A 25,871-nucleotide genomic window follows, 5' to 3' on the forward strand; every position below is an offset into this window, starting at 1 on the left:
ACGGCCAGAATGGCCCGCACAGATGGCCCGCAGAGGCTCAAAGGGATCGAGGAAATCGTGGCAATTGAACGCATTATCATCGTCGGTGGCGGCACGGCCGGGTGGATGGCGGCGGCCGCGCTGTCGCGCATCCGGGCAGGCCGGCCTGTGGAAATCACACTGATCGAATCCGAAAGCATCGGCACGGTCGGGGTGGGAGAGGCGACGATTCCGCCCTTTGTCGGCTTCAACCAGCTGCTCGGCATCAACGAGGCGGAGATGCTCAGCGCTGTTGGCGGCACCTTCAAGCTAGGCATCCAGTTCGAAAACTGGGGCGCGCTCGGCGACAGCTACATCCACCCCTTCGGCGCCTATGGCTACACCATGGGCGGGATCAGCTTTCATCATGTCTGGCACCGGATGCAGGGCGCGGGCGACAAGCGACCGATCCAGGTCTTCAACCTTGAAACCATGGCCGCCTATTTCGGCAAGTTCGCGCGCACCGAGGACTACGCGCGCGACGATCTGCCGCCGGTCAATTACGCCTATCACCTCGATGCGGGCCGCTATGCCGCCTTCCTGCGCAAGCTCGCCGAAGGCCGGGGCGTGGTGCGGCAGGAGGGCAAGATCGCCGACGTTCAGCTCGACGCGGAGAGCGGCTTTGTCACGGGCGTCACGCTGGAAGATGGCCGCGCCTACGAGGGCGATCTGTTCATCGACTGCTCGGGCTTCCGGGGCTTGCTGATCGAGCAGGCATTGAAGACCGGCTATGACGACTGGAGCCACTACCTCCCGTGCAACCGCGCGGTTGCCCTGCCCTGCCAGCGCGAGGATGGCAGCCCGCCCCCGCCCTTCACCCGCGCGACCGCTCACGCCGCAGGCTGGCAATGGCAGGTGCCGCTGCAACACCGCAACGGGAACGGCCATGTCTATTGTTCCTCTTACATGGAAGACCAACAGGCGCTCGACATCCTACTCGGCAATATTGCAGGCAAGCCGCAGGCCGAACCCAATTGGCTGCGCTTCGTGACCGGACGGCGCCGCAAGTTCTGGAACAAGAACGTCGTCGCGCTGGGGCTGGCGGCAGGCTTCATGGAGCCGCTCGAATCGACCTCGATCCACCTCATCAACACCGGGATCGACAAGCTGATCTCGCTGCTGTCCCTGGACGGGATCACGCAGGTGCAGGAGGATACCTTCAACCGCCTGACGGGGCGCGAATATGCCCGCATCCGCGATTTCCTGATCCTCCATTACAACGCCACCCAGCGCACCGACACCGACTTCTGGAACTATGTCCGCACCATGCCGGTGCCCGACACACTTACCGAAAAGGTCGAGCTGTTCCGCGCCAACGGCCAGATTTTCCGAGAGGAAGACGAGCTGTTCACTGAAACCAGCTGGGCGGCGGTGATGATGGGTCAGGGCATCCAGATGGGCAGTCACAACGCCATGGCCGATGCCCTCGACCCGGCCAAGACCGCGCAGGAGGTCAACGAGATGGAGCAATCGATCCGCTATCTCGTCCAGCATATGCCCGGCCACGGCGATTACCTGAAGCGATACTGCCCCGCGCCGATCGCGGCTTGAGGCGGGCGCTTTCTTGACAAAGCGGGGCGGCGCTTGAATGGGAGGGGTCTGCCCCCAACGCCCATCGAGGTCTCTCCCGCCCATGACAACCGCTTCCCACGGCTGGACCGCGCTGGTGCTGGCGGGCCAGCGACCCGGGATCGATCCGCTCGCTGCGCATTTCGGCATCGAGACCAAGGCGCTGATCCCGGTTGCGGGCGAGCTGATGCTGAACAGGGTGCTGATGGCGCTCGCCGATGCGCCGGAAATCGCGCGGATCATCGTGCTGGCACAGAACACGCTCAAACTGCGCGCGCACCGCGATCTGGGTTGGGCGGTGGAAGAGCCGCGGATCGAATTTCGCGTGTCGGGGGCGACCATCAGCGGATCGGTTCTGTCCGCGATCGAGGATCCGGCCATCGGCCTGCCGGTGCTGGTCACCACCGCAGACAATGTGATGCTGACCCCGGCGACGATCAGCGAATTCGTGGCCGGCGCCGGCGCGTCGGACGTGTCGGTTGCCTTGGTCGAGCGCAGCAATCTCGAAGCGGCAGTCGGCCCCAATCGCCGGACGTGGCTGACGTTCAGGGGCGGCGCATTCACCGGTGCCAACCTCTTCGCGCTCACCGCCCCCGGTGCCAGGAACGCGCTGCGTTTCTGGGAGCGGGTCGAGCAGGATCGCAAATCGGTGCTGCGTCTGGCGGCGCATTTCGGCCCCGTGCTGATGGTGAAGCTGCTGCTGCGCCGCATGACGGTGGACGCAGCGCTCAAGGCAGCAGGCAGCAAGCTTGGCGCGAGCGCTGCCCCGGTGCTGCTGTCCGATGGACGCATGGGCGTGGATGTCGACAAGATCGAGGATCACGCCCTGGCCGAACGCCTGCTGGGGCACCGCGGCTGAACCACCATGCAGCGCATCGCTCTCTACGATCTCGACCGCACGGTGACCCGTGCGCCAACCTTCACGCCGTTTCTCGTCCACATGGCCGCGCGCGGCAATCCGCTGCGGCTGCTGGGGGTGCCGGTGTGGGTGTTGGCGATGCTGGGCTACAAGGCGGGGCTTTACGGCAGGAAGCCGCTGAAGCAGTTCGGCCTTGCGCTGCTGGTGGGGCGCGTGGTGCGCAGCCCTGCCTTGCAACCGCGCATCGACGCCTTTGTCGCGCGGCAACTCGCCCGCAACATCCAGCCCGGCGCGCGCGCGCAGATCGGCGCTGATCGGGACGCGGGCGTGCGGCTCGTCCTCGTCACCGCAGCGCCGGAGATTTACGCCGAGGCCATTGCGCAGGCGCTCGGTTTTGAAGCCTGCATCGCCACCCGCCACCAGCGCGATGCGGACGGCAACCTGCTCGCCCTGATCGCGGGCGAAAACAACTACGGCGCACACAAGGTCGCGCGGGTCGAGGAATGGCTCGCCGGCGAGGGGCTGGCGCGCGCCGCTTGCCACCTCACCGCCTACACCGATCACGCCAGCGACGCGCCGATCCTGAACTTTGCCGATGCCGGCGTGCTGGTGGGGCGCTACGCCAAGCCCGAGCAGGGCTGGACGCAGGCCGACTGGAGCGGGGCGGCGGCATGAAGCGCATCTGCTTCCTCTTCAACCACGATCAGACGCACCAGCTGGCGCATTCGCTCCCCATCGCCATGGCGCTGGCGGCGCGGGGCGAGCATCATATTGTCATCGCCTATGCGCGCGAGGCGATCCGCCGCGAGATCGAGCGGCAGGCCGATCCGGCGCTGCTCGCGAAGGTCGATCTGGTGCAGCTCACCCTCAAAAGCGGCACGTCGCAGGCGCTGGCCGGGGTGCTGGAGCGGCTGGTGCCAGCGACCAAGCTTCTCATCTACCGCGACAACCTCGATTTCTTCGCCAGCTTCGATGCGGTGGTGGTGTCGGAGAAGACCACGCTGCTGCTCAAGACCCGCTACGGGCTCACCAATCTCAAGCTGATCCACACGCGCCACGGCGCGGGCGACCGGGCGATCGGGTTCAACCCCGAAAGCGCCAAGTTCGATCTGGTGCTCGTCTCCGGCCCCAAGATCCGCGACCGGCTGATGGCGGACGCGGGCCTCAAGCCCGACCAGATTGCCCTTGTCGGCTATCCCAAGTTCGATCTGTGCGCGCACAACCGCTTTGCCGATCGCTTCCCCGCGCCCGAGAGGCCCACGGTGATCTACAATCCCCACCCCTCGCCCAAGCTTTCGAGCTGGTTCCGGCACGGCGCGGCGGTGCTGGAGGCCTTCCGCGGGCAGGATCGCTACAACCTGATTTTCGCGCCCCATGTCATGCTGTTCGAGCGCAAGTGGGTCGTCACCGTCGACCCGCCGAGCCTTGCCCGCGTGGTGCCTCCCGGCCCGGCCTATGCCAGCGAGGCGCGCATCCACATCGACACCGGCAGCGCGGCAAGCAGCGACATGAGCTACACCAACCGCGCCGACATCTACCTCGGCGATGTCAGCAGCCAGATCTACGAATTCCTGCGCGAGCCCCGGCCGTGCCTGTTCCTCAACAGCCACGGCGTGGATTGGCGGGGCGATCCCAACTACCTGCATTGGCAGGCAGGCCCGGTGCTGGAGAACGCGGACGGCCTGCTCGACAAGATCGATGCTGCGGTTGCCGCACATTCGGACTATGCACCCGCGCAGGAGGCGCTGATCGCTGCGACCTTCTCGCTCTCTCAGCGCCCCTCCGCCGAGCGGGCGGCTGACGCGATCACCGAATTTCTGGAAGGACCGACCCGTGGCTAGTCTTGCAGCATTCTGGCGCTACGGCGTGGTCAAGACGCTGAGGAAGTGGAAGGCGGCGGCGCTGTCTCCGCTGATGGCGGGCCGCGAGGGGCCGGTGCGCTCGTCCTATGGTGTGCTGATGGTGCCCAACTGGCAGGACACGACCTTTCGCTACTGCATCTTCGGCACCTATGGCCGCGATCTGGCCGACCTGTTGCTGGAGCAGCGGGAAGCCTTCGTGTTCGTCGATATCGGGGCCAATCAGGGGCTCTATTCGCTGATCGCCGCGCAGAACCCGAACTGCCGCCAGATCATCGCCTTTGAACCCGTTCCGGCCACGCATGACCGGCTGGCCGCCAATGTCGCGCTCAATGGCGGCGCGGGGCGCACGGTTCTGCACCGGCTCGCCATTTCGGACAGCGTGGGCCAAGTCGAGATCAGCGTCGCCGAGGGGCACACCGGCACCGCCACACTGGCGGGGCGTGCGGGGCAGAGCGGCGGCGGCGTGGTGATTGAAACCATCGACGCACCGCTGGTCGAGCCGCTGCTGGCGGGCGAGCACCCGATGTTCGTCAAGATCGATGTCGAGGGGCTGGAGGCGGTGGTCATCGCCGAGCTTGCCAAGACCGCAAGCTTTGCCCGCGTGCAGGCAATCTTCTACGAGGTCGACGACCGCTGGGCGAGCGCGCGGGACATCGAGGCGCGCTTGCGCGCCGCCGGTTTCACCCGCTTTGCCAAATACGGCCGCGGGCACCACTACGACGTGCTGGCGACCCGTTCCTGAAGCACGGCCTGCGCAAGCGCTGCGCCTGACAGCCACGCCCCTTCGACGCGCGGGCTGTGCAGATAATCGCCTGCGATACCGATCCGCAATTCGCGATCATAGAGGGCGCCCTCGCCCTGACGGGCTTCGGGCTGGGCGTAGAGCCAGCGGTGGGCGTCGAGATGCAGCAGCGTCGTGGGTGCCGCGCCCGTGGCTGCGAAGAAATCAGCGAGCAGAATGCGGGCGACCTCGTCCTTGGGCAGGTCGATCAGCTCGCGGCTGCGCGCCGGGCTCGCATGGATCACCCATGTCTCGGCCCCGGCGCGCCCCGGCTTGGCGGAATTGCGTGCGGCCCAGCTGACGGGGCCGGTGTCCGAGCGGAAGGTGTCGGCAAGCGGCAGCGGCGCGGCAAAGCCCGCCATCACCGCCCAGCACGGCGCAGAAGCAATGCTTCCCGCCAGCGCTGCCAGATCGGGTGCGACACCGGCAAGCAGTACGGCGGCCTGTTCGGCAGGGACGGCCACCAGCACGCTCGCAGCGGTAAACACGGCCTCGCCCGCCTCGATCCGCCAGCCCTGCGGTGTCCGCGCCAGCCCATCGGCCCGCACGCCCCAGCGCACATCCAGCGCCGCTGCCATGGCCTTGACGCAGGCATTCATGCCGGGCGTCCCGACCCAGGCATCGTCGCCAGCGGCAGGCCAGCGTGCCGCAACGCCCGCCGCTTCCCACGCTGCGACCACCGCCCGAAATGCCGGATCGCGCGCGGTGAAATATTGCGCGCCGTGATCGAAGCTCACTTGCTCGCCGCCGATCTCGACCCGCCGCGCCGCCATCCGCCCGCCGGGCCCGCGCCCCTTGTCGAGCACGGTGATCCGCTGCCCCGACGCTGCCAGAGCGGTGGCGGCCGAAAGCCCCGCCATGCCGCCGCCGATGATGAGAATGTCAGCCAAATTTTCCGAATGTCCGTCCATCCCGCGCCAACGCACGGGACGCGCTGCGGTTTCAGGGGGCCGAGCGGGGCGGCCGCGATTCTGCCAGCACCAGCGCAAATTGCCCTGCCGCATCGGTCCAGCGCGCCAGCGGCTCCCACCCGCCCGCCGCCAGCAGCATCTGGCCCGAACGCTTGGTGAATTTGTGGCTGTTTTCGGTGTGGATGCTCTCGCCTGCGGCCATGCGGAAGGTCTGGCCGCTGACGGTGAAGGTCATATCGCACTGCGCCACCAGATGCATCTCGATCCGCGCGAAGGGATCGTTCCAGCGCGCTTCGTGGGCGAAGGCATCGACCGGAATATCGCCATCAAGCTCGCGGTTGATGCGCGTAAGCAGATTGCGGTTGAACTGCGCCGTCACCCCTGCCGCGTCATCATAGGCGGCCAGCAGCACCTCCTCATCCTTCACCAGATCCATGCCGATCAGCAGCAGCGCCCCCTCCCCCAGCGTTGCACGCATCTCGCGCAGCAGATCGGTGGCGGTGCGGGCGATCATGTTGCCGATGGTCGATCCGGGGAAGAACCCGAGCTTGGGCAGGCCCGCGACCTCGCCCGGCAACTCGACCCGGCGCATGAAGTCCGCCTCGACCGGCAGCACCGGCAGGCCGGGGAATTTATCCGAAAGCGCGGCCGAGGATGCGCGCAGGAAATCCCCCGCGATGTCGAGCGGCACATAGGCGCTGGGCGCGATCGCCGAGAGCAGCAGCGGGGTCTTGACCGATGAGCCTGAGCCGAACTCCACCACCGCCCGGCCCGGCCCGATCAGACCGGCAATTTCGCCCGCGCGGGTCTGCAAGATCTCGGTCTCGGCGCGGGTCGGGTAATATTCGGGCAGGCGCGTGATGTCCTCGAACAGCTGCGAGCCTGCATCATCATAGAACCAGCGCGCCGGCACCGCCTTTTGCGGTTCGGCAAGGCCCGCCAGCACATCTGCCCGAAACGCCAGATCGACCCCGCCCGCGTCCCGTTCGACCAGTTTCAGTCCTGCCGGTTTGGTCATCTCAGGCATCCTTGGCCAGCCTGAGGCCGGTGAACTGCCAGCGCTGGTGGGGGTAGAAGAAATTGCGGTAGGACACACGCGAATGGCCGCGCACAGTGGCGCAGCTCGCGCCGCGCAGCACCACCTGACCGCTCATGAACTTGCCGTTATATTCGCCCACCGCACCCTCGGCCACGCGGAAGCCGGGATAGGGCAAGTAGGCCGAGCGGGTGAACTGCCACCCATCGCCGAACAGGCCGGGGCTGCCACAAGGCAGGGGCGGCGCGGCGGCATCGAGCTGGTTTCCTGCGGCCGGATCATGCGCCGGGCGCGGCGAGCCACCGTCCTGCCCGAGCGCGATCGCCTCCCATTCGAACTCGGTCGGAAGCCGCGCCCCCGCCCAGGTGGCAAAGGCATCCGCCTCGAAATGCGAGATGTGGGTGACAGGCGCGTGGGGATCGCGCGGCTGCCAGCCCTGATGGGTGAAGTGCTGATCCTCGCGCCAGTAAAGCGGCGCAGAAATCCCCTCGCGTTGCACCCAGCCCCAGCCGTCGGCAAGCCACAGGCGGGCGTCGCGATAGCCACCGGCGGCGATGAAGGCGTCCCATTCGCCATTGGTGACCAGCCGGTCGGCGAGCGCGAAGGGTTCGAGCAGCACGCGGTGCGCCGGGCCTTCGTTGTCGAAGGCAAAGCCCGCGCTCTGGTGTCCGATCCGCGCGATTCCTCCGGGGTGATGGTGCCACCCGAGCTCCGCCGCCGCGGTCGTGGCAGGGATCGGCGCGCCCTCCCACATCGCCGGGCCGAGGGGGTTCTGGAACAGGGCGTGCTTGATGTCGGTCAGCAGCAGTTCGATGTGCTGTTCTTCATGGGCGATCCCCAGAGCGATCAGATCGGCAAGCACGGGATCCTCGAGCAGCGGCCCCATCGCCGCCGTCACCGCCGCGCGCCAATCGAGCACTTCGGCCAGCGTCGGACGCGACAGCATCCCGCGGGCCGCGCGCGCAATCCGGGCGCCTTCAGCCTCGTAATAGGAATTGAACAGGAACGGCCAGCGTTCGTCGTGCAAGACGTAACCCGGCGCGTGCTCGCGCAGCACGAAAGTTTCCCAGAACCATGTGGTGTGCGCCAGATGCCACTTGGCGGGGCTGGCATCCTCCATCGACTGGAGGCTCGCATCCGCGTCAGACAGGGGCGCGACCAGAGCTTCCGACAGAGCACGGGTCGCCAGGAAATGTGCGGCCAGCGCGGGCGGGCTGGCGTCGCCCGCCGGGATGGTCTGCCACTCGCTACGCTGCACCTGCGCCCTCCTTGCCGCCGTCACGGACGGACATTCGCACGATGCCCGCCGTCCGTTACACAGGGAAGACGCCCAATCGCTCTGCTACTGCCCTAAGCCTAGCACGCCGGTGGGATTTACGCGAGAAATCAAGCCGCGTGGCTGACCTCTGCCGCGCGCTCGCCGGCCGCGTCGTTGAGCATTTCGGCAACGAGGAAGGCCAGTTCGAGCGATTGCTCGGCGTTGAGGCGCGGGTCGCAATGGGTGTGGTAACGGTCGCCGAGGCGTTCCTCGGTGATCGCCACGGCCCCGCCGACGCATTCGGTCACGTCCTGCCCAGTCATCTCGATATGGATGCCGCCGGGGTGCGAACCTTCAGCGCGGTGGACGGCGAAGAAGCCCTTCACCTCGCGGGTGATGCGATCGAAGGGGCGGGTCTTGAAGCCGGTGTCGGACTTCACGACATTGCCGTGCATCGGATCGCAGCTCCACACCACCGGGTGCCCTTCGCGCTGCACCGCGCGCACCAGCTTGGGCAGGCCGTCCTCGACCTTGTCGTGACCAAAGCGGCTGATGAGCGTGATCCGCCCGGCCTCGCGGTTCGGGTTCAGATCATCGAGCAGGCGCAGCAGCGCGTCAGGCTCAAGGCTCGGCCCGCACTTCATGCCGAGCGGATTGCCGATCCCGCGCGCGAATTCGATGTGCGCGCTGCCGGGGAAGCGGGTGCGATCCCCGATCCACAGCATGTGGGCGCTGGTCGCATACCAATCGCCCGTCAGCGAATCGCGGCGGGTGAAGGCCTGTTCGTAGGGCAGCAGCAGCGCTTCGTGGCTGGTGTAGAAGCTGGTGCCCTTCAATTGCGGCACGGTCTGCGGATCAATGCCGCAAGCTTCCATGAAATCGAGCGCCTCGCCAATCCGGTCGGCCATTTCGCTGAACTTCTCGGTCCACGGCGTGCGGCCCATGAAATCGAGCGTCCACTGGTGGACCTGGCGCAGGTTGGCATAGCCCCCGCCGGCAAAGGCGCGCAGCAGGTTGAGCGTGGCGGCGGCCTGCGAATAGGCCTTCACCATGCGCGCGGGATCATTGCGGCGGCTGACAGGGTCGAACTCGATCCCGTTGATATTGTCGCCGAGGTAGCTCGGCAGGGTCACGCCGTCGATCGTCTCGGTCGGCGCTGAACGCGGCTTGGCGAACTGGCCCGCCATGCGCCCGACCTTCACCACCGGGCGCTTGGAGGCGAAGGTCATCACCACCGCCATCTGCAGCAGCACGCGGAAGGTGTCGCGGATATTGTTGGGGTGGAATTCGGCAAAGCTCTCGGCGCAGTCCCCGCCCTGGAGCAGGAAGCCATGCCCGTTCGCGACCTGCGCCAGATCGGCCTTCAAGGCGCGCGCCTCGCCCGCGAACACCAGCGGGGGATAGGACGAGAGGGTCTTTTCCGTTTCGGCCAGCTCGGCCGCATCGTCGTAATGCGGCAGGTGGCGCGCTTCGTGGGCCTTCCAGCTATCCGGGGTCCAGGTCTCGGGCACAGTCACAAGTCTTTCTTCCTACAGGCGCGCGTCACACGGCGCGGGGGCGCCCGCTACAGGAGCCGGGCACGAATTGTAAAGCGGCAATGCCGATCAGGACAACTTTATTTCCCGTCCACTGTCAGCAACCCTTCCGATCAGCGCCCTGCGGGAGCCATTTGCGCAGCATTTGCACTCGGGCTGCTGGCAGGCGGCGCTGCGGCGAGGGTCTGACCTTCGGGAATGATTGCCAGCCGGAAGGGCGCAGCCTTGGCGAGATAGCGCTCGGCGAGGAACTGCATCACCTGCGGGGTGGTCTGCGAGGAGTCCGTCAGAATGGTGCGTATCAACGCCACGCGGCGCGGGTCCTGCGTTGCCCCTTCGAGGTTGAAGAGCCAGAAGTTGTTGCCGGTCGAGGATCGCTTGATGCGCTGTGCCAGCGGCTCTGTCGCCCGCGCAAGCTCGTCCATGGTCGGTGGGCTCGCGGCCAGATCGCGCCCGATCTTTTCGGCTTCGGCGAAGAAGACCGGCACGAATTCGGGCTCCATCTGGGCAAAGGCGGTGATCCGCCCGCCGCTGGCGAGGTCGGCCGGCCAGTTCGAGAAGGCCTGCGGCGAATAGCTCGCCCCGGCCCGTTCGCGCAGCGCGTCGAGCAGGCGGTTGTTGAACACCTGCACGAGGATGTCGAGCTGGCGGCTTTCACGCAAGGCAGCAATCCCGCCCCCGCTCGGCCAGGAGACGATCGCGGCGGCCTGATTGGGGTCGCCGCGGTGGGGCACCACGGTGGGCACCTCGCTCGGCGCGGCAGAGCCGGGGACGCGCGCGGCGATCTCGGGCGCGATCGGATCACGCGGGGGCAGCGCGCCGAAGGTCAGGCGCAATTGCTCGATCACCTTGGCCTGATCAAATTCGCCGAACACCAGCACCTCGATCGGCCCCTGCTTCAAGAGCGGTTCCCACACGGCGCGGAAGCCCTCGGGCGTTGCCGCCTTGATCGCCTCCGGATTGGGAGTCTCGAAGCGCGCGTCCATCCCGGTGAGAAGATATTCGAGATCGCGGTTCAGCACCCCGCCGGGGCTGGTCGCATAGGAGTTGTAGGCGAGTTCCGCCCCAGCCTTCGCACGCAGCACCGGCGCCGCATCCCAGCGCGGCATCCCGAGCTTGGCGGCAAAGAGGTAGAGCTGGTCGTTCACATCCTCCGAGCGGGTCTGCGCAGTGAAGGTGAAGACCGCATCATTGATGCCGAAGTCGAAGCCGAGCTTGCGGCCCGTCGCCAGCCGGTCGATCTCGTTCTGACCAAGCTCGCCGATCCCTGATCCCACCAGCGCAGACTGCGCCAGCGTGGCATAAACCGCACTATCCTTGTCGAAAGCACGCCAGCCTGCGCCAAAACGTACACGCACGGTGACACGGCCCGGCTCGGCATCATTGGCCCAGACCAGCGCCTTGACGCCATTGGCAAAGTCGACCTGCTCGATCTCGAGCACACCCAGAGGCTTTTGTTCGGTGATGGTGCCGGGTTCGCCCACAGGGGGCAGATCGGCAAACGCGATGGTCTGCGCCGCAAGCCGTGCGCTGCCATCGACCTTGGCCTCGCTCGCCAGCGCTGCGCGCAGCGATGCGACATCGGCCTCGCCCGCGCCCGGGGTGACATAGACCGCGCGGGTCACGGTTCCTTCAAACAGCGCCTTGGTGCGCGCGAGGATTTCCGCCGGGGTCAGTCGCGGCTTCATGCTGCGGAACACGTCGAGCACCACCTGGGACGCGGCGACGGTTTCGCGGATGTCGACTGCGTTGACGAGCGTGTCGGCCAGCGCCGATCCGGCCTCGACGCTCTCCTGTTCGACCGCATTGGCAAAGGCGACATCCAGTTCGGCCACTTCGCGGTCGATCTCTTCCTGCGTCGGCGGATTGGTGAGCGCATCGGCGATCACGCTGCGCACATCGGCGAGCGCGGCCTGCCAGTCCTGCGTCACCGGCGTCAGCGTCACGAAGGTCGCATCGACCGAGCGCGAGATGTCGTCCTGCTGCACCTGCGCATAAAGGAAGCTGCCCCCCGCCCGGGCGCGGTTTTCAAGGCGGCGGTTGATGATCCGCTGCGCCAGAGCATCGAGCAGCAGGCCTTGGTTATAGACGATGGTGTCGTTGACCTTGCGCCAGGGCCGCATCACGCCATAGGTCAGGCTGCGCTGGAGATCGGGCTCGACCCCGACCCCAACCTGCCCGATCGGCGCGCCGGGGGTGGCAGGCGTCACGGCATCGGCGGGCGGCAGCGGATCGCCGAACTTGGGCGCAACGCCCGGCTTGCCGGTGCCCTTCCAGTCCCCGAACCACTGTTCGACGAGCCCCGCCAGCACCATCGGATCGGCATCGCCTGCAACCACGATCACCGTGTTTTCAGGGCGATACCAGCGATCGTAGAACGCCTTGACCGCCTTGCCATTGGCGGCATTGAGGGTCGCGTCGGTGCCGATCGGCTGGCGTGTGGCAAGGCGCTGTCCGGCAAAGAAGGTCTGCCGGGTCAGATCGTTCATGCGCTGGTCCGCCCCGCCCCGCTCGCGCTTTTCGGCGAGAACGATCGGGCGTTCGGCGGCGACATTGGTGTCGTTGAGCACAGGCGCGCGGATCATGCCCGACAATAGCTTGAAGCTCTCGGACAGCTTGGCATCGTCGATATTGGGAATGTCGAGCTTGTAGACCGTATGGGTCTGGCTGGTTTCGGCATTGGTATCGCTGCCGAAGGTCGCGCCGAGCCTCTGCCAGGCATAGATCGCCTCGGCGGGCCCGAGATATTTGCTCTCACGGAACAGCAGGTGTTCCAGAAGGTGCGCATAGCCCTGTTCGCTGTCGGTCTCGTGCAAGGCTCCGGCATCGACCCGGACGCGGATCGAGATCTGGCGCGGGGGCACCCCGTTGCGGCGCACGGCATAGCGCAGGCCGTTCTTCATCTTGCCGAACACCCACTTGTCATCAACCGGAACGTCCGAGCCTTCATACAGCCACGGGGTCGTCTTGCCGGATTGCAGCGCCTTGGGCGCCGGCACGGGCGGGGCGGCGGGCGGCGCGGGCGTTTGGGTGGTGCTGGCGGGCGGCGGGCTGGCCTGCTGGGCGAGCACCGGCTGCAAGGCCACCAGCGGAGCAAGAACAAGGGCGAGCGCGCGCGCGGCGCGGGTAGGGAACGTCATGGGGCCGACTATAAGGCGGCAAAGTCTGAAGCGATAGTGAATGCATGGGGCGGCGAAATGATCGGCCATGCGCGCTTGAAATCCGACTGAATCGCTCTTAAATCCGCCGAATGTTCATCGAAACCGAAACGACGCCCAACCCTGCGGCGCTCAAGTTCCTGCCCGGCCAGACCGTCATGGCTGCCGGCACCCGCGAATTCGCCACGCCCGAGGCGGCCGAGGCCAGCCCGCTGGCGCAGGCGATCTTCGACACCGGCGAAGTCGTGAATGTCTTCTTCGGTGCCGATTTCGTCACCGTCACCGCCGCGCCGGGTGCCGAATGGAGCGCATTGAAGCCGCAGGTGATCGCAATCCTGCTCGACCATTTCGTCTCGGAGGCTCCGCTGTTCGCCCCCGCCACCGCAGGCGGCATCGCCGTGCCCCCGCCCGAGGAGGACATGGCGGTCGAGGAACGCCCCGAAGACGCCGAGGTGATCGCGGCGATCAACGAATTGCTCGAAACCCGCGTGCGCCCGGCTGTTGCCGGAGACGGCGGCGACATCGCCTATCGCGGTTTCCGCGACGGGGTGGTCTATCTCACCCTGCAAGGTTCCTGCTCGGGCTGCCCGTCGAGCACTGCGACCCTCAAGCACGGCATCGAAGGCCTGCTGAAGCATTACGTGCCGCAAGTGACCGAGGTGCGCGCGGCATGACCGTCCAGTTCCACGATCACGCTCTCTCGGCAGCGGCGCTCGACCAGCTGTTCAACGAGGCGCGCAGCTACAATGGCTGGCTCGACAAGCCGGTTTCCGACGATCAGCTCCACGCGATCTGGGATCTGATGAAGATGGCCCCAACCTCGGCCAACATGCAGCCGGTGCGGATTGTCTGGGTCAAGTCGCCTGAGGCCAAGACGAAGCTTGCTGCCTGCGTGATGGAAGGCAACAAGGCCAAGGTGCTGTCAGCCCCCGTCACCGCCGTGATCGGCTACGACATCGATTTCCATGAGGAACTGCCCTGGCTGTTCCCCCATACCGACGCCAAGAGCTGGTTTGAAGGGGACGAGCAGGGCCGCGAGGAAGGGGCGTTCCGCAATTCCTCGCTGCAAGGCGCCTATCTCATGCTCGCCGCGCGCGCGCTGGGGCTGGATTGCGGGCCGATGTCGGGCTTCGACAAGGACGCCGTCAATGCCGCCTTCTTCGCCGATGAACCCCGCCACCGGGTGAATTTCATCTGCTCGGTCGGTTATGGCGATCCGGCGAGCATCTTCGACCGCTCGCCCCGTCCGGAATTCGCGACCTTCAACACCATCGCCTGAGGCGCCCTGAACCGCATCGCCGCTTGCGCCCGCTGCCATGGTAAGGCAGGGCGAGGCCGATGCGGACGCTCGCGATCGAAACCGCCTCCGAGGCGTGCTCCATCGCCCTTTTCGAGGGTGGGACGCTGGTCGCGCGCGACCACCGCGTGATGGGGCGCGGCCATGCCGAAGCGCTGGTGCCGATGATCGCCGCTCTGCCAGACAAGGGCCGTGCGGGCCGCATCCTTGTCGGCCTTGGCCCGGGCAGCTTTACGGGCGTGCGGATCGGGCTGGCGACGGCCCGCGCGCTCGGCTTTGCCTGGGGCGCCGAGGTGCTGGGCTACCCCACCCTCGCCCTGATCGCCGCGCAGGCGCAGGCCGAACATCCGGGCAAGCCGCTGACCGTCTGCATCAATGGTGGGCATGGCGAATGGTTCGTGCAGGATTTCACCGCAGACGGCCTGCCCGAAACCAATGTCCTGTCACAGACACCGGCAGCCGCGCGGGGCGACATTCGCTATCCGCTCGCCGCCGGCAACCGGGCGCGCGAATTGCTCGAATTGGGCGGCGCAGGCATGGTGACGCTCGATCTGCTGCCCGATGCTGCCGCCGTGCCCCTGCTCAACCCGGCGCTGCTGTCGGGCGACCTTGCGCCGATCTATGGCCGCGGGGCCGATGCAACGCCGATGGCCAAACCGATCAATCGCCCGCTGCCATGAGCGTTTCTCCCGCCACCGTCGACCGGATCATGGCCGTGATGGAGGCGGCCTTCGACCCGGCCTATGGCGAGGCGTGGAACCGCCGTCAGGTCGCCGACGCGCTCGCCATGCCGAGCACCCATGCGCTGGTGGCGGACGCTGCCGGCTTGCTGATCCCCGACAGCGCCGAGGCTGCCCCCGCGCCGGCCGGCTTCGTCCTCAGCCGCCATGTGCTCGACGAGGAGGAACTGCTGCTGATCGCGGTCGTCCCCGGCGCGCGGCGGCGGGGTGTGGGCGCGGCGCTGATCGAACATCTCTTCGCCGCCGCCCACGGGCGCGGCATCACCCGGATTTTCCTCGAAATGCGGCGCGGCAATCCGGCTATCCAGTTGTATCGCAAATTCGGTTTCGAACCGATTGGTGAGCGGCGCAACTATTACCGCATGGCCAATGGCGAACGTATCGACGCGATTACTTTCGGACGATCAATCTAGCCTCGAACGCTTCATCGCAATCGCGGGGGTAAGCAAAGCAACCCAGTTGCCAAGATTGCTTGATTGCGTCATGGCGCAAGATCAGGAGCGCCTATAAGACTCCAGCGAGGAACTCATGAAAGATCTGGATATCAATATGAAAGAAACGCTTATCACACTGACGAGCGACATTGTCGCCGCGCACGTCAGCAACAATGATGTCGCAGTGGCTGATCTGCCCGGCCTCATTACCAACGTCTATGCCGCACTTGCCAATCTTGGCGAAACGCCGGTCGTCGAAGAAGCCAAGCCGCAGCCTGCCGTTGCGATCCGCAATTCGGTGAAGCCCGATTACATCGTGTGCCTTGAAGACGGCAAGAAGCTGAAAATGCTCAAGCGCTATCTTCGCACCAATTACGACATGAGCCCCGAAGAATACCGCGCGCGCTGGGGTCTTCCGGCCGATTATCCGATGGTCGCGCCCAACTACGCTGAAAAGCGCCGCGATCTCGCCAAGAAGATCGGCCTCGGTCGCAAGCCCGGCACCACCGTCACCAAGACGCGCCGGACCAAGAAGACCGCCTGAGGTCACGCCCGCCCGGCGGGTCGCACCGCGGGTCACATCGTGGCTGCCCTGTTGAGAGGGCGGCACATCAGCTTGAGCAAGCAGCCTCGTCCCTCTATGGGATGGGGCTGCTTTGCTGTTTGGGCAGCCCGCATCCAGCACGATGCGGGGCGGTTGCGATGGAGCGTTCCTTGACCCAGAAGATCGATCTCGAACAATTATGCGCCGAAAAAGGCCTGCGCATCACCGAACAGCGCCGGGTGATCGCCAAGGTCTTGTCGGAGAGCGACGACCATCCCGATGTCGAGCTGCTCCACAGCCGCGCCGCCGCGGTCGATCCGCGCATTTCGATTGCCACGGTCTACCGCACGGTGCGCCTGTTCGAGGAAGCCGGCATCCTTGATCGCCACGATTTCGGCGACGGGCGCTCGCGCTATGAACCCGTGCCCGAGGCGCACCACGATCACCTGATCGATGTCGAGACCGGCAAGGTCGTCGAATTCGTCGATCCCGAGGTCGAAGCCCTCCAGCGCCAGATCGCCGAGCGTCTGGGTTACCGCCTGGTCGATCACCGCATGGAGCTCTACGGCGTCCGGCTTTCCCGCAATGACTAATGGCGCGCAATGACTGAAGCGGAACTGCGCGAGGCGGCGGCGCGGGGGGAGAGCACGCCGCTCACTGCGGGCGGCTGGCTGCGTCTGGGGATGCGCGCGCTGGGCCTGATCGGGCTGCTCATCGTCTTCGTTCCGCTGCATTATCTCTACCGGGTGTTCGCCTATGGCTCGCCCTTCCCGATGCTGTTCCTGCGCTATGCCGCGCGGGTCTGCGGGGCCAAGGTCGAGGTGCGCGGCACCCACCTGAAGCGCGACGTGTTCTTCGTCGCCAACCATCTGTCATGGGTCGATATCCTCGCGCTGGCGGGAGCAAGCGGGACGGCTTTCGTGGCCAAGGCAGAACTTGCCGAAGCCCCGGTGGTCGGCTGGCTGGCGAGCCTCAACCGCACGGTCTTCGTCAAGCGCGAGAACCGCATGGGCGTGGCCGAGCAGATCAATGCGCTCAAGGATGCGCTGGCCGACAACTGGTCGGTGACCGTCTTCCCCGAAGGCACGACAACCGACGGGCAATCGCTGCTGCCGTTCAAGACCTCGATGCTCTCGGTGCTCGAACCGCCCCCGCCCGGCGTGCTGGTGCAGCCCGTTATCCTCGAATACGGCCCCGTCGCCGAATGGATCGGCTGGATCGGGAACGAGAGCGGGGTCAACAACGCCAAGCGGGTGCTGGCGCGCAAGGGCACCTTCCGTGTGGTGCTGCACTATCTCGAGCCCTTCTCCCCCGAGGACTTCCGCGGCCGCAAGGCAATCGGTCAGGAGGCGCGCCGCCGGATCGAGGAAGCGCTGCTCGAAATCCTCGGCAAACCGCTGCGCCCGTTCGCCTATTCGGTCGCCCCGGTGCGTTATGAGCCAAAGAACGAAGCGGCCGAGTAAGCCTTACAGTCCCGCGCGCACCAGCCAGTCGTGGAAGATCCGCACCGGGCGGCTTTCCAGCGCCACGGGCTTGCACACGAACCAGTAGGAATAGGGGCTCTCCACCGGCTTGCCCGGCAGGTTGATCAGCCGGTTGTCGTTCGCGCGGCGCAGGTGATCGTCGTGCATGATCGCAATGCCGAGGCCTTGCGCTGCCGCCTCCAGCATCAGCGCGCCCGAATCGTAATGGTCGATCGCGGCAGGATCCATCTGCTCAAGGCCGTTCGATTTCTTCCACGCGACAAAGCTCTCGGGCAGTTCGTTGTGGATCAGGAAGGTCTGCTTGGCCATCACCTCGGGCGTGATGTCGGGGCCGATGGCGCGCGCGGTTTCCTTCGAGCAGATCGCGTGGACAAGGTTGTGGTCGAGCCGCACCGCGTGCAGCCCGCTCGCCGGCCCGCGCGAGAGGATAATCGCCGCGTCGAGCGTGTCGCCCACCCGGTCTTCCAGATGCGGGGCGGTGTCGATGTCGATGTGCAGCAGCGGGTGGCGCTTGCGCAGCTCGCCCAGCCGCGGAAACAGCCGCTGGCTGCCAAACATCGGCAGCACGCCAAGGCGCAGACGCAGCAGGGCGATATTGTCCGACTGGCTCTCCACCGCGCGGGTGAGCGCCTCCATGTGCGGGTTCACCGCCTCGTAGAAGGCCTGGCCCTCGTCGGTCAGCTGCATCGACTGGCGGGCGCGGGTGAACAGCTTCTTGCCGACGAATTCTTCCAGATTGCTGATCCGCCGCGACAGTGCCGAGGGGGAAAGGCCGATCTCCTCCGCCGCTGCGCGGGCCGAGCCAAGGCGCACGGTTCGCATGAAGGCTTCCAGAGCGCGAAGGGGGGGCAGGCGACGTGCAGGCATATCTCTCTCCTTAAGTGAGAGCAGATACGCGTGGGAAGCCCAAAGGATGCAAAAAATCGAAGAAAAAAATCGAATATCTGCGAAAAGTTGCGACTATTGCACCTCTTCCTCGGTCACCGGGGGGTGCAGACGCAGGCGGGTGACGTGGGTTTCATCGCCCGCTGTCACCTCAATGCGCCAGCCGCTGGGATGTTCCAACACGGTGCCCACTGGCGGCACCGCCTCGGCCAGCACGAAGGCGAGGCCGCCCAGGGTGTCGACGCTCTCGGCGACTTCGGCAAGGCGCGGGTCGATCTTCTCGGCGATGTCGTCAAGCTCGGCGCGCGCGTCGACATCCCACATCCCTTCGCCGATGGGGCTGATCAGCTCCTGCGGGGTCTCGTCATGCTCGTCCTCGATCTCGCCGACGATTTCCTCGACCAGATCCTCGATGGTGATGAGGCCGTCTGTCCCTGAGAATTCATCGAGCACGATGGCAAGGTGGACGCGCTGGGTGCGCATATCGGCCAGCACGTCGAGCGCGCCGCGCGCCTGCGGCACATAGAGCGGTTGGCGCATCAGCACCGTCCAGTCCTCGGGCGGCGGGGTGCCGTTGGCGAGGAAGGGGAAGATATCCTTGATGTGGATCATCCCGATCACGCTATCGAGCGTGTCGCGATAGACCGGCATACGCGAATGGCCGTGCTCGGAGAAGGCGGCGACCAGCGCTTCCCAGCTGATCCCGGCCTCGACCGCGATGATCTCGCCGCGCGGCACGGCGACATCGTCGGCGTCATGTTCGGAGAAGTGCAGCAGGTTGCGCAGCATCTGCCGCTCCACCCGCGACAGGTCACCCCCCGGCCCGGCCCGTTCGTCACCCGCCTCGGCGCCGTTCTCGTCCTCGTGCTCGTCGATCGCTTCTTCGAGCTGTTCGCGCAGGGAGCGCGCGCCTTCGAGCCCGAGCATCTTGCGAAGCGCGGACATCAGCCCGCTGCTACTGTCCGCGTCTCCCGATTGGGGTGCAGACGAATGGGAATCGGCCATGGCCTTGCGAGTGGCTCCTGTTGCTAACGGTCGCCATATGGGTCAGCGATGCCCAGTTTGGCAAGTATGCGGGTTTCCAGCGCCTCCATCGCCTCGGCCTGTTCGTCGGAATCGACATGGTCGTGCCCCGCAAGGTGGAGCAGGCCGTGGACGATGAGGTGCGCGGCGTGGGCTTCGAGGCTGATGCCCTTCTCCGCCGCCTCGCGCGCGCAGGTTTCGTGGGCGAGCGCGATGTCGCCGAGCATTTCGGGCCGGCCTTCGGCGCCCAGTGCTTCGAGTTCCTCACGCTCCAGCATCGGGAAGCTGAGCACGTTGGTCGGCTTGTCCCGCTCGCGCCATTCGCGGTTGAGGGTGTGGACTTCGGCGTCCGAGGTGAACAGCACGCTGGCGACAAGGCGCGGATGGGCGAGCAGCGGCTCCCCCTCGCCCGCAGCCTGCGCGGCGCGGGTAGCGAGCGCTTCCCAGTCGCCTGCGGGCCAATCCTCGATGTCGATATCCAGCTGCATGGGAAGCGCCCTTAGCGCGGTTCCTTCATCCAAGGAACCGGCCTTCCCGCACTACCCCGACCCGTCGCCTTCGTCCTTGCCCTCATAGGCCTCGACGATCCGCCCGACGATCGGGTGGCGCACTACGTCGGCGGCGGTGAAGCGGATCGTGCCGAAGCCCTCGACCCCCTCGAGCCGTTCGACCGCATCGTTGAGGCCGCTCATGCGCGGGCCGCCGGGGATGTCGACCTGGCGCGGGTCGCCGCAGATCACCATGCGGCTGTTCTGGCCGAAGCGGGTGAGGAACATCTTCATCTGCTCGCGCGTGGTATTCTGCGCTTCGTCCAAGATGATGAAGCTGTCGGCCAGCGTGCGCCCGCGCATGAAGGCGATGGGCGCGATCTCGATCTCGCCATTGGCCAGCCGCCGCTCGACCTGTTCGGGGGGCATACAGTCGTTCAGCGCGTCATAGAGCGGCCGCAGATAGGGATCGACCTTCTCCTTCATGTCGCCCGGCAGAAAGCCCAGCTTCTCCCCCGCCTCGACCGCCGGGCGCGAGAGGATCAGGCGCTGGACGGAGCCGGTGATCAGCTGGCTGACCGCCTGCGCGACCGCGATATAGGTCTTCCCCGTCCCCGCCGGGCCGAGAGCGAAGATGATGTCGTCCTTCGCGAGGCTGCGCATATATTCGATCTGCGTCGCAGACCGGGGCACGATGGTCTTCTTCCTCGTGCGGATCATGATCGGCGGCGCGCCGTCGTCGCCCGAGATGATGCCTTCCAGCGTCGGTTCGGCCGACATCGCAATCAGCGATTCGATCGCGCCCGCATCCAGCGCCTCGCCGCGCGCCAGCCGGTCATACATGGTCTTGAGGGTCTCGCGCGCCCGGGCGACATCGTCCTCCGGCCCTTCGATCACCACCTGATGCCCGCGCGCGTGGATATAGACCCCGAGCCTGTTTTCGACCTGCACCAGATTGGCATCGAATTGACCGAACAGGGGGCCGAGAAGCGACTGGTTCTCGAAGGTCAGATCGATGCGCGCGCGCCGGGGTGCCGGAATGCCGCGTGGATCAGGCGAGAGCGCCGGGTGCCCGGCACGGGAGGGTCGTCGGCCCATAAGGTCCTTTGTCTGCGGCAGAAGGACGATCCCTCGGCCCTTGAGTCGCGAGCCTAAGCGGGGCGGCACGGATAGCAAGCAGGGCGCGGCGCAATCGCGGTGGATAGTCACGCAAACGCCGCAAACCGCATGGGCGCCGGCCTATGTGCAGGAACTGGAATTCATCATCCGTTCAGACGCAAAGTGTTGATCTTTCTTGTGAAGGAGCCACAATCCGTGAAGCACGCCCCCACCGCTGCTGTCACCTGCCGGAGCGCGTCTGGGCTGTGAACACCGGCGCGGCATGGCTCTGGCTCGCCACTTTCGCTGCTGCACCGCTCGCCGCGCAGGAGGCCGACCCTCCGCCGATCATCGTTGAAGGTGAAAGGCCGCAGGACGAAAAAGCGCTCACCGATCTTGCCCGCGACATCGCCGGTCAGCCCCGCGCCGATCGCCCGCTTGCGCGGTTCGAGCGCCCGCTGTGCCTGATGGTCGCCGCTGCCGATACGGCGCTGGGCAAGGAAGTGGCCGAACGGATTATCGACAATGCCCGCCGCGCCGAGGTGCCGGTGCGCGGGGGCAGGTGCAAGCCGAACGCGCTGCTCGCTCTGTCGGACGATGCCCATGCGCAGCTGCTGGATATCCGCAAGAGCGGCAAGCGCATCTTCTCCGGCCTCAGCCCGCGCGAGCTCGACGCGGCGCTCGGCGCGCGCGATCCGGTCTATGTGTTCCAGGCGAGCGAGACGACGGCCGCAAACGGGCAGGCGATGACCAAGGTCATGCCCGATGATCAGCCGACCAATTATATCACCGCCATGGGCCGCCTCAGCCGCCTGACGCGCGAGGATTTGCTCGCGGCGCTGGTGGTGGTCGACAATGCCGCCGTCGCAGGGCTCACCCCAGTGCAGATCGCCGACTATGCCACCCTGCGCCTGCTCGCCCCCACGGGCGAAGTCGATGTCGCCGAGGCCGGGGCAGATGCGCCGCGCACGATCATGACCCTGTTTGCCGCGCCTGCCAGCGCGCCGCAGCAGATGACCCGCTTTGACCGCGCCTACCTCAAGGCGCTCTACCGTATGCCCCCCGGCGCCTTCGCCCGCGAAGTCCTGCGCGCGGCGGTGGTGGACAGTGCCAGCACGGATACGGACGATGGCGACGGTTAGGCCGGAACGTCGCCACCACGCGGCCGGGGCAACAAGGACATACAGGTGACGCCTTGGATTGCTCTTGCTGCCGCGCTCGCCGGAGCGGCCGCCCAGACCGCGCCGCCCCCTGCCGCGCCAAGCGATCCGATCATCGTCGAGGGCGAAAGGCCACAGACCGAGCAGGCGCTCACCGATCTTGCGCGCGACATCGCCGGGAACCCTCGCCCGCGCCGTCCGCTGGCGCGTTTCGAGAGTCCGCTGTGCCTGATGGTCGCCGCGTCCGACACCGCGCTGGGGCAGGAAATCGCCGAGCGGATCATCGAAAACGCCAGAGCCGCAAGGGTGCCGGTGCGCGGCAAGGGCTGCAGGGCCAATGCCCTGCTTGCGCTGTCCGACGATGCGCAGGCCCAGCTGCGCGACGTCAGAGCGAGCGGGCGGCGGCTGTTCGCCGGCCTCAGCCCGCGCGAGATTGACGCGGCGCTGGGCGCGCGCGACCCGGTCTATGTGTTCCAGTCGAGCCGGCAGGCATCGAACACGGGCGAGCCGATCGTGAATAGTCCGGAAGCCTTCGGATCGGGCGGCATAATCGGGCCGCAGAACAAGATCTGGAGCGCCGGGCGACTGAAGCGCGACATTCGCGAGGATATGCTGGCCGCGCTGGTGGTGGTCGACAAGGCCGCCGTGGCGGGGCTGACCCCGATCCAGATCGCCGACTATGCCAGCCTGCGCCTGCTCGCCCCGACGGGCGAAGTCGATGTCGCCGAGGCCGGTGCGCCGCGCACGATCATGACGCTGTTCGTTTCACCGCAGAACGCGCCGCAGACCCTGACCCGCTTTGATCGGGCGTATCTGAAGGCGCTCTATCGTATGCCGGCCGGATCATTCGCCAGCGAAGTGCTGCGCGCGGCGGTGCTGGATAGCGCGCGCGATGACGACGAGGACTAGAGCACCAGCCCCTTCAGCGAATTCGGCCCCGCCTCAGCCAGTTCCACCTCGACCAGATCGCCGATGGCGTAATCGCCCCCGAAATGCACGCTCTGGAGCCAGGGCGACTTGCCGAGCCACTGGCCGGGGTGCCGCCCGGTGCGCTCGACCAGCACTTCGCAGCGCTTGCCGACGCTCGCCTGATTGAAGGCAAGCTGGTGGTGGCCGATGCGCTGCTGCAAGCGCTGGAGGCGCTCGTCCATGACCTCAGGGGCAATCTGCCCGTCCATCGTCGCGGCAGGGGTGCCCGGGCGCGGCGAATACTTGAAGCTGAAGCACGCGGCGTAGCGGACTTCATCGACGATGCTCAGCGTATCTTCGAATTCGGCCTCGGTCTCGCCCGGGAAGCCGACGATGAAGTCGCCCGACAGCGCAATATCGGGGCGCACAGCGCGGAAGCGCTCGATCAGCATGAGGTAGCTTTCCGCCGTATGCTGGCGGTTCATGGCCTTGAGGATGCGGTCGCTCCCGGCCTGCACGGGCAAGTGCAGATAGGGCATCAGCTTGGCGACCTCGCCATGCGCGGCGATCAGATCGTCGTCCATGTCGTTGGGGTGGCTGGTGGTGTAGCGGATGCGCGCGAGGCCATCGATCCCCGCCAGCACCCGGATCAGCCCGCCCAGCCCCACGCGGCGGCCCTTGTCGTCCTCGCCCGCCCAGGCGTTGACGTTCTGGCCCAGCAGCGTGATCTCCTTCGCGCCCGCCTCGACCAGCTTGTGCGCCTCGGCCACAAGGTGCGCGAAGGGCCGCGAGATTTCCGCGCCGCGGGTATAGGGCACCACGCAATAGGTGCAGAACTTGTCGCAGCCTTCCTGCACGGTGAGGAACGCGCTCGGGCCCCGCTTCTGGCGCGCGGGGAGCGCGTCGAACTTGGCGATGGCCGGCATATCGGTATCGGTTGCGCGCTCGCCGTTCGCCGCCTTGTCGAGCATCTCGGGCAGGCGGTGATAGGCCTGCGGGCCGACCACGATGGAGACAGCAGGCGCGCGCGCCATGATCTCCTCGCCCTCGGCCTGCGCGACGCAGCCTGCGACGGCGATCAGCGGCTTCTTCCCCGCCTCCTCGCCCGCCTTCACCAGACGGCCGATGTCCGAATAGACCTTCTCGGCGGCCTTTTCGCGGATGTGGCAGGTGTTGAGGATGACGAGATCGGCCTCCTCGCCTTCCGCCGCAGGGGTGATGCCGCGCTCGCTGAGCAGCTCGCCCATGCGCTCGCCATCATAGACGTTCATCTGGCAGCCGAAGCTCTTGACGCGGTAGGTCTGGGGGGGCGTAGAGGGTTTCATGATCGGGCCGCGCTGTAGCGCCAAGCGTCCGCCCTGCCAAGGCAAGCGCGCGGTTGCGCCGCTAATTGCCCTTCCTGGGCTTCTCGGACTTTTTCTCTTCGCGCGCGACATGGACACAGGGGACCTTCTGGCGGGTCTGGACGCCGGGGTGCGGCTTGTCCTCAGGCCCGCATTCCACCATCGGCTTGGGCACCTTGTTGGCCTTGACCACCGCGAGCGCATCCGTGCTGCCATAGGCCGCGATCCACGCGATGCAGTCCGCCAGCGGGCGCACCTTGTGCTTGGCGAGGGTGTTCTTCTGCGGGCCGCAATTGACGGTGTAGACGTCGGCGGCCGGATCGGCGTCGAAGCGCGCGAACCGTCGCAGCACCTCGCCCCTTTCGTTGAACACCATGCGCTGCACATCATTGGTCATCGCATCGCCTTCATAGAAGGGCGAGGTGTTGAACATATAGGCGCGCACTTCGGGGTACTTCACCGAAATCTCGGTCGCCAGCGCCCCGCCCAGCGAATGGCCGGTGACGATCCACGGCACATCATTGCCGAGCCGCGCCCGCTCGGCATCGAAATAGCGCATGGCGATTTCGATCTGGTCGCTGCGCAAGGTGCCGTAGAAGATGTCGGTCAGCCCGTCGAAATCGGTGCCGCGAAAGGCGAGAATCCGGGCGATCGGCTTGCGGCCCTCGGTGTTCGCGCTGCCGGGTTCGAATTGCGCAAACAGCTGGTAATCGAAACCCTTCTTGGCGTCTTCCGGGGCAATATCCAGCCGGGCGATGGGTTCGAGCAGCGGGCCATCATCGGCAAAGGTGTCGCTGTCGCCAACGTAGGCATTGGTCGCCGCGACCGCATAGGGCCACGCCTCCAGCGCCGCCTCGCGCACGAAGCCGCACCATCCCCCCGGCTCGAACCGGCAGGGCGAGCGCGACTGCGAGATATCGGGATAGGTGACGCAGCCCGACAGCAGCAATGCTCCCAGCATCGCTGCTGCCACGCGCATGGTCATGGCCCGTGCCGCTCGGCTCAGGCGACTGTCGCCTTGATGATCTTGCCCGGATTGCGCGGCGGTTCGCCCTTGGGGAGCGCGTGGACGTGTTCCATCCCGCTCTCGACCTTGCCCCACACGGTGTACTGCTTGTCGAGGAAGCGCGCGTCGTCGATGCAGATGAAGAACTGCGAATTGGCGCTGTCCGGGTGGCCGGCGCGGGCCATCGAGCAGGTGCCTTCGACGTGGGGTTCGGCGTTGAATTCGGCCTTGAGGTCGGGCTTGTCGCTGCCGCCCATGCCGGTGCCGGTCGGATCGCCGCCCTGCGCCATGAAGCGATCGATCACGCGGTGGAAGATCACCCCGTCATAGAAGCCTTCGCTCGCCAGTTCGGTGATGCGCGCGACGTGGCCGGGGGCAAGGTCGGGGCGCAGCTTGATCACGACGTCCTTGGGTTCGCCATCGCCGGTGTCGAGGGTGAAGGTGAGGGTTTCGGCCATTTTCGGGTTCTCCTG

General features: G+C 66.5%; 26 protein-coding genes. 14 read left to right on the forward strand and 12 right to left on the reverse strand.

The window, feature by feature from the left end; genetic code table 11:
* Nucleotides 1–9 precede the first annotated feature (9 nt).
* The 5 genes from PS060_RS16255 to PS060_RS16275 all read left to right on the forward strand — a co-directional run bounded on the left by PS060_RS16255 (nucleotide 10) and on the right by PS060_RS16275 (nucleotide 5,050).
* Entirely contained in the window at nucleotides 10–1,569 is a 1,560-nt protein-coding gene (locus PS060_RS16255; RefSeq protein WP_273984551.1) for a tryptophan halogenase family protein, read from the forward strand.
* An 82-nt stretch (nucleotides 1,570–1,651) separates the two neighbouring features.
* A complete protein-coding gene (locus PS060_RS16260; protein WP_273984552.1) occupies nucleotides 1,652–2,446 on the forward strand; it encodes an NTP transferase domain-containing protein in 795 nt (264 codons plus the stop codon).
* A 6-nt stretch (nucleotides 2,447–2,452) separates the two neighbouring features.
* Nucleotides 2,453–3,121 carry an HAD family hydrolase gene (locus PS060_RS16265; protein ID WP_273984553.1) on the forward strand — a complete coding sequence of 223 codons (669 nt, stop codon included), beginning with the start codon at nucleotides 2,453–2,455 and terminating at the stop codon, nucleotides 3,119–3,121.
* Nucleotides 3,118–4,287: a hypothetical protein gene (locus PS060_RS16270; protein WP_273984554.1), complete on the forward strand. Its 1,170-nt coding sequence runs from the start codon at nucleotides 3,118–3,120 to the stop codon at nucleotides 4,285–4,287. The genes PS060_RS16265 and PS060_RS16270 overlap by 4 nt, the downstream gene beginning before the upstream one ends.
* On the forward strand, nucleotides 4,280–5,050 hold the full coding sequence (locus PS060_RS16275) for an FkbM family methyltransferase (RefSeq protein WP_273984555.1): 771 nt from the start codon (nucleotides 4,280–4,282) through the stop codon (nucleotides 5,048–5,050). The genes PS060_RS16270 and PS060_RS16275 overlap by 8 nt, the downstream gene beginning before the upstream one ends.
* Here PS060_RS16275 and PS060_RS16280 read toward each other — a convergent pair.
* From PS060_RS16280 to PS060_RS16300, 5 genes are all read right to left on the reverse strand, one after another.
* Nucleotides 5,023–5,979 carry an NAD(P)/FAD-dependent oxidoreductase gene (locus PS060_RS16280; protein ID WP_337960225.1) on the reverse strand — a complete coding sequence of 319 codons (957 nt, stop codon included), beginning with the start codon at nucleotides 5,977–5,979 and terminating at the stop codon, nucleotides 5,023–5,025. The genes PS060_RS16275 and PS060_RS16280 overlap by 28 nt on opposite strands.
* A 52-nt stretch (nucleotides 5,980–6,031) precedes the next feature.
* Nucleotides 6,032–7,018, reverse strand: coding sequence for an L-histidine N(alpha)-methyltransferase (egtD, locus tag PS060_RS16285; protein WP_273984557.1), 987 nt, complete (start codon nucleotides 7,016–7,018; stop codon nucleotides 6,032–6,034).
* A 1-nt stretch (nucleotide 7,019) separates the two neighbouring features.
* Complete coding sequence (gene egtB / locus PS060_RS16290) at nucleotides 7,020–8,294, reverse strand: ergothioneine biosynthesis protein EgtB (RefSeq protein ID WP_443112390.1); 1,275 nt, start codon at nucleotides 8,292–8,294, stop codon at nucleotides 7,020–7,022.
* Between the two features lie 128 nt (nucleotides 8,295–8,422).
* Nucleotides 8,423–9,805 carry a class II 3-deoxy-7-phosphoheptulonate synthase gene (locus PS060_RS16295; protein WP_273986960.1) on the reverse strand — a complete coding sequence of 461 codons (1,383 nt, stop codon included), beginning with the start codon at nucleotides 9,803–9,805 and terminating at the stop codon, nucleotides 8,423–8,425.
* A 137-nt stretch (nucleotides 9,806–9,942) separates the two neighbouring features.
* Nucleotides 9,943–12,969 (reverse strand): M16 family metallopeptidase, encoded by a 3,027-nt coding sequence (locus tag PS060_RS16300; RefSeq protein ID WP_273984558.1) that lies wholly within the window; start codon nucleotides 12,967–12,969, stop codon nucleotides 9,943–9,945.
* Between the two features lie 110 nt (nucleotides 12,970–13,079).
* Between PS060_RS16300 and PS060_RS16305 the strand changes: the two genes are divergently transcribed.
* The 7 genes from PS060_RS16305 to PS060_RS16335 all read left to right on the forward strand — a co-directional run bounded on the left by PS060_RS16305 (nucleotide 13,080) and on the right by PS060_RS16335 (nucleotide 17,465).
* Entirely contained in the window at nucleotides 13,080–13,661 is a 582-nt protein-coding gene (locus tag PS060_RS16305; RefSeq protein ID WP_273984559.1) for a NifU family protein, read from the forward strand.
* A complete protein-coding gene (locus tag PS060_RS16310; RefSeq protein ID WP_273984560.1) occupies nucleotides 13,658–14,266 on the forward strand; it encodes a malonic semialdehyde reductase in 609 nt (202 codons plus the stop codon). Before PS060_RS16305 ends, PS060_RS16310 begins: the two co-directional genes overlap by 4 nt.
* A gap of 59 nt (nucleotides 14,267–14,325) precedes the next feature.
* The gene (gene tsaB / locus PS060_RS16315; protein WP_273984561.1) at nucleotides 14,326–14,964 is read left to right on the forward strand and encodes a tRNA (adenosine(37)-N6)-threonylcarbamoyltransferase complex dimerization subunit type 1 TsaB; all 639 of its coding nucleotides are present in this window, start codon (nucleotides 14,326–14,328) and stop codon (nucleotides 14,962–14,964) included.
* Nucleotides 14,961–15,437 carry a GNAT family N-acetyltransferase gene (locus PS060_RS16320; protein ID WP_273984562.1) on the forward strand — a complete coding sequence of 159 codons (477 nt, stop codon included), beginning with the start codon at nucleotides 14,961–14,963 and terminating at the stop codon, nucleotides 15,435–15,437. Before tsaB ends, PS060_RS16320 begins: the two co-directional genes overlap by 4 nt.
* A gap of 115 nt (nucleotides 15,438–15,552) precedes the next feature.
* Nucleotides 15,553–16,002, forward strand: a complete 450-nt coding sequence (locus tag PS060_RS16325) for a MucR family transcriptional regulator (protein WP_273984563.1) — start codon at nucleotides 15,553–15,555, stop codon at nucleotides 16,000–16,002.
* A 170-nt stretch (nucleotides 16,003–16,172) separates the two neighbouring features.
* Complete coding sequence (locus tag PS060_RS16330; protein ID WP_069311290.1) at nucleotides 16,173–16,595, forward strand: Fur family transcriptional regulator; 423 nt, start codon at nucleotides 16,173–16,175, stop codon at nucleotides 16,593–16,595.
* Between the two features lie 9 nt (nucleotides 16,596–16,604).
* Nucleotides 16,605–17,465 carry a lysophospholipid acyltransferase family protein gene (locus tag PS060_RS16335; RefSeq protein WP_273984564.1) on the forward strand — a complete coding sequence of 287 codons (861 nt, stop codon included), beginning with the start codon at nucleotides 16,605–16,607 and terminating at the stop codon, nucleotides 17,463–17,465.
* 3 nt (nucleotides 17,466–17,468) lie between these two features.
* Here the strand turns inward: PS060_RS16335 and PS060_RS16340 are convergent, their stop codons facing one another.
* From PS060_RS16340 to PS060_RS16355, 4 genes are all read right to left on the reverse strand, one after another.
* On the reverse strand, nucleotides 17,469–18,353 hold the full coding sequence (locus PS060_RS16340) for a LysR substrate-binding domain-containing protein (protein WP_273984565.1): 885 nt from the start codon (nucleotides 18,351–18,353) through the stop codon (nucleotides 17,469–17,471).
* Nucleotides 18,354–18,446: 93 nt separating this feature from the next.
* Entirely contained in the window at nucleotides 18,447–19,316 is an 870-nt protein-coding gene (locus PS060_RS16345) for a hemolysin family protein (RefSeq protein ID WP_273984566.1), read from the reverse strand.
* An 83-nt stretch (nucleotides 19,317–19,399) separates the two neighbouring features.
* Nucleotides 19,400–19,882: an rRNA maturation RNase YbeY gene (ybeY, locus tag PS060_RS16350; protein ID WP_273984567.1), complete on the reverse strand. Its 483-nt coding sequence runs from the start codon at nucleotides 19,880–19,882 to the stop codon at nucleotides 19,400–19,402.
* A gap of 51 nt (nucleotides 19,883–19,933) precedes the next feature.
* The gene (locus PS060_RS16355; protein WP_273984568.1) at nucleotides 19,934–20,980 is read right to left on the reverse strand and encodes a PhoH family protein; all 1,047 of its coding nucleotides are present in this window, start codon (nucleotides 20,978–20,980) and stop codon (nucleotides 19,934–19,936) included.
* A 266-nt stretch (nucleotides 20,981–21,246) separates the two neighbouring features.
* On the opposite strand from PS060_RS16355, the gene PS060_RS16360 reads away from it, so the two are divergent.
* Nucleotides 21,247–22,122 (forward strand): hypothetical protein, encoded by an 876-nt coding sequence (locus tag PS060_RS16360; RefSeq protein ID WP_273984569.1) that lies wholly within the window; start codon nucleotides 21,247–21,249, stop codon nucleotides 22,120–22,122.
* Between the two features lie 45 nt (nucleotides 22,123–22,167).
* A complete protein-coding gene (locus tag PS060_RS16365) occupies nucleotides 22,168–23,049 on the forward strand; it encodes a hypothetical protein (RefSeq protein WP_273984570.1) in 882 nt (293 codons plus the stop codon).
* Here the strand turns inward: PS060_RS16365 and miaB are convergent.
* The 3 genes from miaB to PS060_RS16380 form a co-directional block, all read right to left on the reverse strand.
* Nucleotides 23,046–24,374: a tRNA (N6-isopentenyl adenosine(37)-C2)-methylthiotransferase MiaB gene (miaB, locus tag PS060_RS16370; RefSeq protein WP_273984571.1), complete on the reverse strand. Its 1,329-nt coding sequence runs from the start codon at nucleotides 24,372–24,374 to the stop codon at nucleotides 23,046–23,048. The two genes, PS060_RS16365 and miaB, sit on opposite strands and share 4 nt — an antisense overlap.
* A 61-nt stretch (nucleotides 24,375–24,435) precedes the next feature.
* Entirely contained in the window at nucleotides 24,436–25,377 is a 942-nt protein-coding gene (locus PS060_RS16375; protein WP_273984572.1) for a hypothetical protein, read from the reverse strand.
* Between the two features lie 17 nt (nucleotides 25,378–25,394).
* On the reverse strand, nucleotides 25,395–25,856 hold the full coding sequence (locus PS060_RS16380; protein WP_273984573.1) for a peptidylprolyl isomerase: 462 nt from the start codon (nucleotides 25,854–25,856) through the stop codon (nucleotides 25,395–25,397).
* Between the last annotated feature and the right edge of the window lie 15 nt (nucleotides 25,857–25,871).

It is taken from the genome of Erythrobacter sp. BLCC-B19 (assembly GCF_028621955.1).
Taxonomy (GTDB): Bacteria; Pseudomonadota; Alphaproteobacteria; order Sphingomonadales; family Sphingomonadaceae; genus Erythrobacter.